The organism is Escherichia sp. E10V5 (genome assembly GCF_004212315.1).
Classification (GTDB): domain Bacteria; phylum Pseudomonadota; class Gammaproteobacteria; order Enterobacterales; family Enterobacteriaceae; genus Escherichia.
In genome coordinates this window covers 1-11945 of sequence record NZ_RHJM01000013.1, presented here as the reverse complement: position 1 = coordinate 11945, position 11945 = coordinate 1, and the positions used below count along the sequence as shown (strand labels likewise).

Sequence of the window (11945 nt, the reverse complement as noted above, 5' to 3'; positions counted from 1 at the left end):
GCCACTTTCTGGCTTCGGTTTGCATTACCTTACTTTCTCAGCAGCTTGAGTCCCCATGCGCCGCTCATCACTAATAGCAGCAATAAGCAAAGACCAAAAGCCAACATACAGGCCTGAGCCATGTTCATAAAGTGCCACGGCGGTAGCAGATACCAGCCTTCAGATTGCTGATACATCGCCACAAACCACTGCTGCATACTGCTCAGTGTGACGCCATCGGGAACGATTGGCGCATCATAGCCGCAATCCCCGGTAGGTTTGAACCAGTTTGGTGCCCACTGTGCCAGCGGCAGGTTAAATGGGAAAGTTGGATCGGTAGAGCAACCCTGAACGCCAAACAGTGAATCGGGATCCGGGTTATGCACCGCATGGTGGATATCGTTCAGTTTGAATGAAAACTTCAGCCCCATGATGCTGCCGTAAAATGCCATCACGCAGCCAATCAGCTTAAGGATGATGTTCTTCGGGTTGATCGCCGCAACCAATCCTCCAATAACCATCACAAACATGGCATAGCGAATGTATACACATTGCTCACAGGGGGCCATGTAGAGATAGATCTGGAAGAAAGAGTGCGCCAGGATAATTAACGCGCCCATCGCAACGGCCATTAACAACCACAAAAAGCGTTGCTCCTGCCATCTGACCAGTGTGTCGACTGGTGATGTGCGAAGGTCTTTCCACATTCCCTTAATACCCATAGCCTGTTTCCCTGTTATTTGCTTGCTAACTCACGGATAAGGTCTGCCATCGCGTCGATGGATTTGATGCTCTTGGTGTAGATCAAGTACTTACCATTAACGACGTAAGCCGGAACCCCCTGGATTTTGGCGACTTCATAAGAGGCTTTCCATTTTTCCAGTGTTTCTTGTACCGCTGGCTCTTTCAGTGCAGCTTCAAAATCCGCCTGGCTCATACCAGCAGCATCCAGACCCGTTTTGATAAAGGCAGCGGGATCTTTACCGTCAGACCAGCGTTCTTTTTTGTCGTGATAAGCCGCGTAGTAGGCAAACTTGGCTTTCTTAAACTGAGAGTTAGCATCAAATAAGGAAATACCTGCTGCTTTATCTTTATTGATCAAGACAGCAAAGACTTCGCTCGCCTGTTTACCGTATTCGCCTTTGGTTTCCAGATGGAACGGCGTGAAAGCAACGACATCTTTCACTTTTTCCGATACCGGACCGGTAACCGCTTTGTCGTACTTGTAACAGAACGGGCAGGCGTAGCTGAATACCTTAATCAGCGTTTTGTCGGCATTCGGAATCGGTTTTTCCAGTACCATATAATCCGTGCCTTCGGTAAATGCAGAAGCAGTAAATGAAACCGCCAGAGCCGCAGTAAGCAGTACGCTTTTAAACAGTGATGAGATCCCTAATTTCGACATTTTTATTCCCTTCTTGATTATTTAAACATCTGTTTTGGACGGACTAACAGCGCACGGTAGTGAGTCTGGTTGGGTTTATCAGACATCACGTCGATTTCCACTTTCACTTCTTTGGTTTTGTAGTCGATCTCGTTCAACTTGCCGACGGTCGGCTGACCGACGTCAAACAGATGAATGGAGCCGCCGAAGCCGAACATGGTGTCACGGTCAGCCTGGTATTCGATAATGGAGGTGATTGGGCTATAGAAATCGTAACCACGTTCTTTACCGTATTCCCAAACTTGCTGAACGGTACCTTTCTTCTCATCAATCTTATATTCCACAAAACGGGAATATTTCATGGTTGGTAAGGCAGGTTGTTCCAGATGGCGGCCGTCGCCGTTATCAAAGATAGTGAGTGTACCTTTGCTGGAGATCCATGCGGTATGCTGGGTATAGGTAAAGTCGAAGTCTGAGTTTTCACACAGGCCATTTTCGTTACAGGTGATCGGCTTACCGTTAGCATCAACGGGTTTCAGCAATTTGCTGGCCAATGGTTTTTCCCAGCCTTTCGAGGGGGCAAGGATCCATTTCACTTGTTTATCACGACCAATTTTCACAACGCCCTGGTGACGAGAAGAGAGGATAATTGAGTCATCTTTCGCGTCATAGGCGATGGAGTTGACGTGCGCCCAGTTACGACCTGGTCCTACACCCAGCGCGTCGCCAAACGGTGTATCTGGCTCCAGTTTTGCCTGCTGTCCGGCGTGAGCAAGGTCAACGTTGACGCAAACTGCGCCTGCATCCAGTGCACCGAGCAGAGCATCACGTTTCGGATCGAGGATCTTCGTCAGATCCCATACATCGACAACGCGACCAGATTTATCGACTTCGAGGATATGGTCACGAATGGTGGTGACGTGTACGCCGTCATCACGACGGTAGTTACTTTTACCTACGCGCAACAGTACCGTACCATTAGGCGTCTCAATGGATTCATGAGTGGCGTCAGCGAATCCGCGCGGCAGTTTATGATCTTCCAGCACCTGACCCATCATGTCGAACTCGTACCAGTGCTGGCCTTGTACTGCGGTAAAGGTGCCGCGTGGTGTTTCGCGGATACCCATCAGATAACCACGTTTGTTGATATTACGGTCACGGCCATCGTAGAAGGTGTCTTGATCCAGCCACCAGCGGTATTCACCTTCGGTATCGACAATGAAAGTAAAGGGCGCGATATCAAAGGGCAGTGCGCCGGTGGCCGGACCTGCATCGAGGATCCCTGCATTTTTATCTTTCTCACCGTGCCAGTGGAGATCGGAACCTTGTGCAGTAAAGGTGTGGGTATTAACCAGATAGAGGCGATCTTCAAAACCAGGTGCGACTTTAACGACTTTGGTCTGCTGTAGATCAGAGATGGAACGGTTATCCATGTAATTGTTGACGATGGCTGAAGTTTGCACCACGTAATCATCTTTCATGGCCTTGCCGTTTTCTTTCCACTCAACGGTCACTTTGTTGGCAAATTTCTGATAAAGACCAAAAATCGGTACACCATCGTAAGTTTTTAGTGACTCCTGGCCCACGGAATAGCTGATTTCAACGCCTTTTTCGCCCTTCCCGTGGACGGTAACTTTGACGTCAGAAATGACGTGGCTATCTAAGTCAACCAGAGCGGTCAGTGGTGCATTGCCGTAGGGATCGACAATGATTGCACCGAGTTGCCCGGCAGGTGGTGCAGGTTTAAAACCCGCCGCCATTACGCTAGTTGCAGACAACCCCAGGGCTAATGCCGGCTACTAGTGTTTTTCTATATTTATCAAACATGGATATATCTCCTTATATAACGCAAATATATAATAATGATGAATATCGACTGTTGAGATGGTACTAATAAATTTGTTTTGTGAATGAATAATGTAACTCTAATAAAATATGAGAATGTTTTGCTGCTTTTGAATATGTTGTTATTTGTTGAAACAACTATTTATTTTTAATGGATAGTAGGGTGGCGATATATCAATAACAATGTTCAATATTGCGTAGTGTGATCTCTGCGACATTGTTTTTTAATTATTAAATTAAAATATGAAGATGTAAATATAAAATATTCAATATATATCAATGTGTTATGCGGTGATTTATTTACTTACTTTAATTGCAATACCACTTACATATGACGATTTAACATTAAATTGGTTATTAATGTTAAATAAAAGTTGGAGATGTATGGATTTATATATTGATGGAGATTATAAATGATGGATTATGAAAAGTTGCCCCGATTATCGGGGCAATATTAAGCAGTGTTATTCAACAAAAATATGTGGATAAAACCGAGACATATCCTGGGTGATCAACGCACGGTCTTCACGAATGCCAATTCCGGCGGGTTGATCGTTCACCAGCCAGCTACCAATCAGCATATAACTGTCGCCAAATTTTGGTAACGGATGGAATTGCTGAACAATCATGCCTTCTTCGCCATACGGACCTTCTGCTGCTTCAATGGTTTTGCCATTCTCGATAATCGACACGTTTGCGCCTTCACGCGAGAAGATTGGCTTAACCACATATTTTTCCATTTCTGGATAATCATCTTCCGCAAAATAAGCGGGCAACAGGTTCGGATGATTCGGGAACATCTCCCACAGTAGCGGCAGAAGCGCTTTGTTGGAGATAATGCTCTTCCACGCCGGTTCCAGCCAGCGTACGCCAGCATCTTCCAGCTTGGTGGAGAACATCTCGCGCAGCATAAATTCCCATGGATAAAGCTTGAACAGGTTAGCAATCACCTGATCCTGCAAATCCGTGAACTGACCTTTTTCGCCTAAACCAATATCGTCGATGTACAGGAACTCGGTAGCGATTTCAGCTTCCGTCGCGCAGTCCTGCAAATACTGGATGGTGCCACGATCTTCCACCGTGTCACGACAGCAGGTGAGATGCAGCAACTGGAAGCCATACTGTTCACGCAGCTCGACAAAGCGATCGATCAGCTTTTCTTGCAGACTGTTAAACTGGTCGCTGCCTTCCGGCAGGTTGCCCGCGTTAAGCTGCTCTTCCAGCCAGATCCACTGAAAGAATGCTGCTTCATACAGTGACGTGGGCGTATCAGCGTTATTTTCCAGAAGTTTAGGTTCGCCAGTGCCATCCCACGCTAGATCAAGGCGTGAATAAAGCGACGGCTGGTGCGTCAACCATGACTGACGCACAAAACTCCACGTGTGCTTTGGAATGCGGAATTTGGTCATCAGCTCATCGCTGGAGATCACTTTTTCCACCACTTTCAAACACATCTGGTGCAGTTCGGCGGTGACTTCTTCCAGCTTTTCAACCTGGGCGAGGGTCAACTTGTAGTAAGCATCTTCACACCAGTACGGCTCGCCGTACATGGTGTGAAAATTGAAACCGTATTCGTGGGCTTTTTCACGCCAGTCTGGGCGCTCGGTAATACTGACTCTTTCCATCGGTATCAGCCACCCATTGAACGAGAAGAGGTGCCGGTTGCGCTACGCTGCATAGTGCTTTGTTTGGCAACAGATTCACCAAAACCGCCACGGGTAACGGTAGTGGTGGTCGCCGGTTTTGGTGCCATTGCCGTCTTCGGTACGGTCATGGTGCGGCCTGGCTGGGCTGCGCCATAGTTTTTACCAGTCGCGTCGGTATATTTACCATAAGCCGGGCTGGCTGGGTTTTTCGAGGAGAACAGCGGCTGCTGTGCAAATCCCGCGCCGCCGCCCATCAGACGTCCCATCATGTAGCCGGCCATCAGCGGCATCCAGAAACTCCCGCTGGATTGCTGGGCCTGCGCCTGGTTTTCAGGTGCCATGCCAGCCTGGGCTGGTGCCTGCTGGCACTGACCTTCACCAAATTCGGCAATACAGTCTTCACGAGTGGCGTATTTCGGCGCAGTACGTTCTGCTTCTTTCAGCGCATTGTTGTACGCGGTGGTACATTCGGCGCTTTTGCCTGGGTTTGCAGCTGAACAGTCGTCAGCATTTTGATAGAGAGACACTGTTTCATCACTCTTTTCACAGCCTGCCAGCATAAAAACAGTAGCAACAGCGAGAGCGACAGGTGTCAGGTGGCGTGCGCTCCAGTTTTTGCGGAACGATGCGTGGCGTATGGATTTTGTCCGTTTCATTTTTGTCTTCCAGGACCAGTGGTAAATACCCATCAGAATAGAGGATGGCTGGTCGAAATTGAAGCGAGAAGGGGGAAGAATGCGGCAGATAACCCGTATCTTTACGTTGCCTTACGTTCAGACGGGGCCGAAGCCCCGTCGTCGTCATCAGTTACGGAAAGGGTTATGACCGTTACTGGTGTTAGTGCGTGCGGATGCTTGCTGAACGGCTGGAGCCGGGCTATCAGGTGCATAACCATCAGCAATAGCATTCTGTTCTGGCGTTTGCGGCGCGACGTTTTCCGGGTTAGTGGAAACCGGTTTGCTTAGCGCATTGTTCAGTGCCAGCAGATCCTGCTCGTTCAGCGTACCCAGAGCTGATTTAATATTCAGCTGGTTAATCAGGTAGTTATAACGCGCATTCGCCAGTTCTTGCTTGGCGTTGTACAGCGTAGTGGTCGCATCCAACACGTCAACAATAGTACGCGTACCGACCGAGTAGCCCGCTTCCATCGCGTCTAAAGAGCTTTGGGCGGAAACCACGGCTTGTTTGTAGGCGTTAATGCTACTAATAGATGCATTAATGTTGTTGAAGGAGGAACGCACGGTCTGCACGACGCTACGATGGGCGCTTTCCAGTTGCTCGCTGGCACCGACAAAGTTGTACTGTGCCTGTTTCACCTGCGAGTTAACCATTCCGCCCTGATAAATCGGCAGCGAGAAGCTTAGGCCCACTTTGTTCTGACCCATATTGCTGTCGTCATATTGGGTACCTGTCGCACCACGGGTTTTTGAACCGCTGTAAGAGGTGTCAGAAATTCCGGTAGAGGCCGTCAAATCCAGAGTCGGTAAGTGACCGTCCTGCGCCTGGCGAATTTGCTCGCGCGCCAGATCCTGGCTCAAACGTGCCTGTAACAGCGACAGGTTGCGTTTTTCGGCTTCTTTCAGCAGCGCGTTAACCGGCTGTGGCTTGTCGGTCTTGAAGTTTTCGACATTCAGCGCCGCCAGTTCCGGATAGTAGTTACCGGTGATCTGACGCAGCTGCTCAACGGCGTTGTCGAGGTTGTTACGTGCGGTCACTTCGTTCGCCAGCACGGTATCGTACTGTGCGCGGGCGTTCTGCACGTCGGTGATCGCCACCAGGCCCACGTTAAAGCGTTGGGTGGTTTGATCTAACTGACGGTAGATTGCCTCTTTTTGTGCCTGAGTATAAGAAAGCACGTCAATGGCATTCAACACGTTGAAATAAGCGGTCGCGGTGTTGAGGATCAAAGTTTGTTGATCGGTCTGGTAAGTGACGTCCTGAATACCGGCAGCTTTTTCCTGCAAGGTCAGTGCGCGCCATTTCGACATATCGAAAATGGACTGGGTCAACTGCAGGGACGCACTGGTTGCGTTAGAGTTGATGCCGTTCGCGTCGCGGTAGCCGTTGCTGTAGGTGTAATCTGCACCTAAACCTAGCTGTGGCAGTAATGGACTGCGAGCTTCATTAATTTTTTCAAAGGCAGCATCACGATCGGCGGCAGACTTACGCAATTCCGGGTTACTAAGGCGTGCTTGCTGATAAACTTGCATCAGGTTCTCGGCCTGGCTCAACGAACTGAACCCAGAAAGGCTCAGGCCGATAAGAATGGGGAGCAATTTCTTCATTTGCATTCCTTGTGGTGAAGCAGTATTTAGCGCGATCAAACTGTAAAATTATTGCGGATTCTAGCAGAAGCCGCTACCGCAAAAGGTTGGCGTTACGTGCCATAGGGCGTTAATGTGCCTCAATTTAACACATGACTGCTCAAACGGCAGTCAAACGTCTCTGAAATTCACATTTTATTCACTATTAGTGCCAGGACATTAGCCATGCTTAAGCCAGACAACCTGCCCGTTACATTTGGCAAAAACGATGTAGAAATTATTGCACGAGAAACACTTTATCGCGGCTTTTTTTCATTAGATCTTTATAGATTTCGTCATCGTTTATTCAACGGGCAAATGAGTCATGAGGTCCGGCGGGAAATTTTTGAACGCGGTCACGCCGCAGTCTTGCTACCCTTTGACCCAGTGCGCGATGAAGTTGTACTGATTGAGCAGATACGAATTGCCGCGTATGACACCAGCGAAACGCCCTGGTTACTGGAAATGGTTGCCGGGATGATTGAAGAAGGTGAGAGTGTGGAAGATGTTGCCCGTCGCGAAGCGATTGAAGAGGCGGGACTAAAAGTGAAACGGACCAAACCGGTGTTAAGTTTCCTGGCAAGCCCGGGCGGCACCAGCGAGCGTTCGTCAATTATGGTGGGCGAAGTGGACGCCACGACCGCAAGCGGCATTCACGGTCTGGCTGATGAAAACGAAGATATTCGCGTTCATGTGGTAAGTCGGGAACAGGCATACCAATGGGTAGAAGAGGGGAAAATCGACAACGCAGCGTCGGTCATCGCTTTGCAATGGCTGCAACTGCATCATCAAGCGTTAAAAAATGAGTGGGCATAAATGAAGCGTTACACACCTGACTTTCCTGAAATGATGCGCCTGTGCGAGATGAACTTTTCACAATTGCGCCGTTTGTTACCGCGCAATGACGCACCCGGTGAAACTGTAAGCTATCAGGTGGCAAACGCACAATATCGGCTAACGATTGTGGAATCGACCCGATACACTACCCTGGTGACTATTGAACAGATTGCGCCAGCGATCAGTTACTGGAGCCTTCCGTCGATGACTGTGCGTCTGTATCATGACGCGATGGTGGCTGAAGTGTGTTCAAGTCAGCAGATTTTTCGCTTCAAAGCGCGGTATGATTATCCTAATAAAAAGTTGCATCAACGCGACGAAAAGCATCAAATTAATCAGTTTTTAGCGGACTGGTTGCGATACTGTTTAGCACATGGAGCGATGGCGATTCCGGTTTATTAGCGTCGTGAAACCTAAGGACACCATTTGGAAAGCCTGTTAACCCTTCCTCTGGCTGGTGAGTCCAGAGTCAGGATTTTACAAATTACCGATACTCACCTGTTTGCGCAAAAGCACGAAGCCCTGTTAGGGGTGAACACCTGGGAAAGTTACCAGGCGGTGCTGGAGGCGATTCGCCCACACCAGCACGAATTCGACCTGATTGTCGCGACAGGTGATTTAGCGCAGGATCAAACGGCTGCGGCCTATCAGCACTTCGCTGAAGGCATCGCAAGTTTTCGTGCGCCCTGCGTCTGGCTGCCGGGCAACCATGATTTCCAGCCTGCGATGTACAGCGCGCTACAGGACGCGGGTATATCTTCAGCGAAACGCGTGTTTATCGGTGAACAGTGGCAAATCCTGTTGCTGGACAGCCAGGTGTTTGGCGTACCGCACGGTGAGCTAAGCGAGTTTCAACTCGAGTGGCTGGAACGTAAACTGGCTGATGCGCCAGAGCGCCATACCTTGCTTTTGCTGCATCATCATCCGTTGCCTGCGGGCTGTAGCTGGCTTGACCAACACAGTCTGCGTAACGCGGGTGAACTGGATAACGTGCTGGTGAAGTTTCCGCACGTCAAATATCTGTTATGCGGCCATATCCATCAGGAACTGGATCTCGACTGGAATGGTCGTCGCCTGCTGGCAACGCCATCGACCTGCGTGCAGTTTAAGCCGCACTGTTCCAACTTCACGCTGGACACTATCGCGCCCGGTTGGCGTACGCTGGAACTCCATGCCGATGGTACGCTGACCACAGAAGTACACCGCCTGGCAGACTCCCGTTTCCAACCAGATACCGCTTCAGAAGGTTACTGATGTCGACGCTTCTTTATTTACACGGTTTCAATAGTTCGCCGCGTTCTGCGAAAGCGAGCTTGTTGAAAAACTGGCTGGCGGAACATCACCCTGACGTTGAGATGATTATTCCGCAGTTACCGCCGTATCCTTCCGATGCGGCAGAACTGCTGGAATCCATTGTCCTGGAACATGGCGGCGATTCGCTGGGTATTGTCGGTTCGTCACTGGGGGGATATTACGCCACCTGGTTGTCGCAATGTTTTATGCTGCCCGCAGTGGTGGTAAACCCGGCGGTGCGCCCGTTTGAACTGCTTACTGACTATCTCGGTCAGAACGAGAACCCCTACACCGGGCAGCAATATGTGCTAGAGTCTCGCCATATTTACGATCTTAAAGTCATGCAGATTGACCCGCTGGAAGCGCCGGATTTGATCTGGCTGCTGCAACAGACGGGAGATGAAGTGCTGGATTACCGCCAGGCGGTGGCGTACTACGCTTCCTGCCGCCAGACTGTTATAGAAGGCGGCAACCACGCATTCACGGGCTTCGAAGATTATTTCAACCCGATCGTCGATTTTCTTGGTCTGCACCATCTCTGACGATCAACTCGAATTACTAACTTAAACCATGACGCAAACTTATAACGCTGATGCCATTGAGGTACTCACCGGGCTTGAGCCGGTTCGCCGCCGTCCGGGGATGTATACCGATACCACTCGCCCTAACCATTTGGGGCAAGAAGTCATTGATAACAGTGTGGATGAAGCACTGGCCGGTCACGCAAAACGCGTGGACGTTATTTTACATGCTGACCAGTCGCTGGAAGTGATTGACGATGGCCGTGGAATGCCGGTGGATATTCACCCGGAAGAAGGTGTTCCGGCGGTAGAACTGATTCTTTGCCGTTTGCACGCGGGCGGTAAATTTTCTAACAAAAACTACCAGTTCTCTGGCGGTCTGCACGGCGTGGGGATTTCGGTGGTTAACGCCCTGTCGAAGCGCGTAGAAGTTAACGTGCGCCGCGATGGTCAGATTTATAACATCGCCTTTGAAAATGGCGAAAAGGTGCAGGATTTGCAGGTTGTTGGTACTTGCGGTAAACGCAACACAGGCACCAGCGTGCACTTCTGGCCGGATGAAACTTTCTTTGACAGCCCGCGCTTCTCTGTTTCCCGTCTTACACATGTGCTGAAAGCCAAAGCGGTACTGTGCCCGGGCGTTGAGATCACTTTTAAAGATGAGATCAACAACACCGAACAACGCTGGTGCTACCAGGACGGTCTGAATGATTACCTGGCGGAAGCGGTAAACGGCCTGCCGACGCTGCCGGAAAAACCGTTTATCGGTAATTTTTCTGGCGATACCGAAGCGGTGGACTGGGCGCTATTGTGGCTTCCTGAAGGTGGCGAACTGCTGACCGAAAGTTACGTCAACCTGATCCCAACGATGCAGGGCGGTACGCACGTTAACGGTCTGCGTCAGGGGCTGCTGGACGCGATGCGTGAGTTTTGCGAATACCGCAACATTCTGCCGCGCGGCGTGAAGCTGTCGGCGGAAGATATCTGGGATCGCTGCGCCTATGTGCTGTCAGTAAAAATGCAGGATCCGCAGTTTGCCGGGCAGACCAAAGAGCGTCTCTCTTCGCGTCAGTGTGCGGCATTCGTTTCGGGCGTGGTGAAAGATGCCTTCACCTTGTGGCTGAACCAGAACGTTCAGGCGGCTGAACTGCTGGCGGAGATGGCGATTTCCAGCGCACAGCGCCGTATGCGTGCGGCCAAAAAAGTGGTGCGTAAAAAGCTGACCAGCGGCCCGGCACTGCCTGGCAAACTGGCAGACTGTACCGCGCAGGATCTTAACCGTACCGAACTGTTCCTTGTGGAAGGGGACTCTGCAGGCGGATCCGCCAAGCAGGCGCGCGATCGTGAATATCAGGCGATCATGCCGCTGAAAGGTAAGATCCTTAACACATGGGAAGTTTCTTCCGACGAAGTGCTGGCCTCACAGGAAGTACACGATATTTCGGTAGCGATCGGTATCGATCCTGACAGCGACGATCTTAGCCAACTGCGTTATGGCAAGATCTGTATCCTGGCGGATGCTGATTCCGATGGTCTGCACATTGCCACGTTGCTCTGCGCCTTGTTTGTAAAACACTTCCGTACGCTGGTGAAACATGGTCACGTATATGTAGCGCTACCACCGCTCTACCGCATTGACCTTGGTAAAGAGGTCTATTACGCCTTGACGGAAGAAGAGAAAGAGGGCGTGCTCGAACAATTAAAACGCAAGAAAGGCAAGCCAAATGTCCAGCGTTTTAAAGGTCTGGGTGAAATGAACCCGCTGCAACTACGTGAAACCACGCTCGACCCGAACACTCGCCGTCTGGTGCAGTTGACCATCGACGATGAAGACGATCAGCGTACCGACGCGATGATGGACATGCTGCTGGCGAAGAAACGCTCGGAAGACCGCCGTAACTGGTTGCAAGAGAAAGGTGACATGGCGGAGATTGAGGTCTGATAATCTTCCCGTCAGGAGAATAAAACATAGCCCGGTATACACGCGTATACCGGGCTTTTTTTATCAAAATGACCCGTCCTGAATAGCGTTGACACGTTCCTGACTTAAATCCGGAGAACGTGATGATGACAGAGTTCAAACGCACCCAACGTGATTATCCTCTATCCTTTAAAATAGCCGTCGTTGAGCAGGTCG

At 50.2% G+C, this 11945-nt stretch carries 10 protein-coding genes and 1 pseudogene; 5 read left to right on the top strand and 6 right to left on the bottom strand.

From position 1 onward, the window contains the following. Positions 1–29: 29 nt before the first annotated feature. The 6 genes and pseudogenes from dsbI to tolC form a co-directional block, all read right to left on the bottom strand. Complete coding sequence (gene dsbI / locus D9738_RS10055; protein ID WP_130218214.1) at positions 30–701, bottom strand: protein-disulfide oxidoreductase DsbI; 672 nt, start codon at positions 699–701, stop codon at positions 30–32. A gap of 14 nt (positions 702–715) precedes the next feature. Continuing rightward, positions 716–1384: a thiol:disulfide interchange protein DsbA/DsbL gene (locus D9738_RS10050; protein ID WP_000040018.1), complete on the bottom strand. Its 669-nt coding sequence runs from the start codon at positions 1382–1384 to the stop codon at positions 716–718. A gap of 17 nt (positions 1385–1401) precedes the next feature. After that, a pseudogene (locus tag D9738_RS10045) lies at positions 1402–3190 on the bottom strand (aryl-sulfate sulfotransferase). A gap of 482 nt (positions 3191–3672) precedes the next feature. Beyond that, the gene (locus tag D9738_RS10040) at positions 3673–4833 is read right to left on the bottom strand and encodes a glutathionylspermidine synthase family protein (protein ID WP_130260128.1); all 1161 of its coding nucleotides are present in this window, start codon (positions 4831–4833) and stop codon (positions 3673–3675) included. Positions 4834–4838: 5 nt separating this feature from the next. Continuing rightward, positions 4839–5510, bottom strand: coding sequence for a DUF1190 family protein (locus tag D9738_RS10035; protein ID WP_000831534.1), 672 nt, complete (start codon positions 5508–5510; stop codon positions 4839–4841). Between the two features lie 147 nt (positions 5511–5657). After that, a complete protein-coding gene (gene tolC / locus D9738_RS10030) occupies positions 5658–7139 on the bottom strand; it encodes an outer membrane channel protein TolC (protein ID WP_130210361.1) in 1482 nt (493 codons plus the stop codon). 204 nt (positions 7140–7343) lie between these two features. Here tolC and nudF point away from each other — a divergent pair, with 204 nt between their 5' ends. From nudF to parE, 5 genes are read left to right on the top strand one after another with little or no spacing between them, the layout of a single operon-like run. Next, on the top strand, positions 7344–7973 hold the full coding sequence (gene nudF / locus D9738_RS10025) for an ADP-ribose diphosphatase (RefSeq protein ID WP_021564655.1): 630 nt from the start codon (positions 7344–7346) through the stop codon (positions 7971–7973). Beyond that, positions 7974–8396, top strand: coding sequence for a DUF1249 family protein (locus D9738_RS10020; RefSeq protein WP_000833390.1), 423 nt, complete (start codon positions 7974–7976; stop codon positions 8394–8396). A gap of 24 nt (positions 8397–8420) precedes the next feature. Next, positions 8421–9248 carry a 3',5'-cyclic-AMP phosphodiesterase gene (gene cpdA / locus D9738_RS10015; protein ID WP_130218206.1) on the top strand — a complete coding sequence of 276 codons (828 nt, stop codon included), beginning with the start codon at positions 8421–8423 and terminating at the stop codon, positions 9246–9248. Then, positions 9248–9829, top strand: coding sequence for an esterase YqiA (gene yqiA, locus D9738_RS10010; protein WP_000105733.1), 582 nt, complete (start codon positions 9248–9250; stop codon positions 9827–9829). Before cpdA ends, yqiA begins: the two co-directional genes overlap by 1 nt. 28 nt (positions 9830–9857) lie before the next feature. After that, on the top strand, positions 9858–11750 hold the full coding sequence (gene parE / locus D9738_RS10005) for a DNA topoisomerase IV subunit B (protein ID WP_130210353.1): 1893 nt from the start codon (positions 9858–9860) through the stop codon (positions 11748–11750). Positions 11751–11945: the final 195 nt, after the last annotated feature.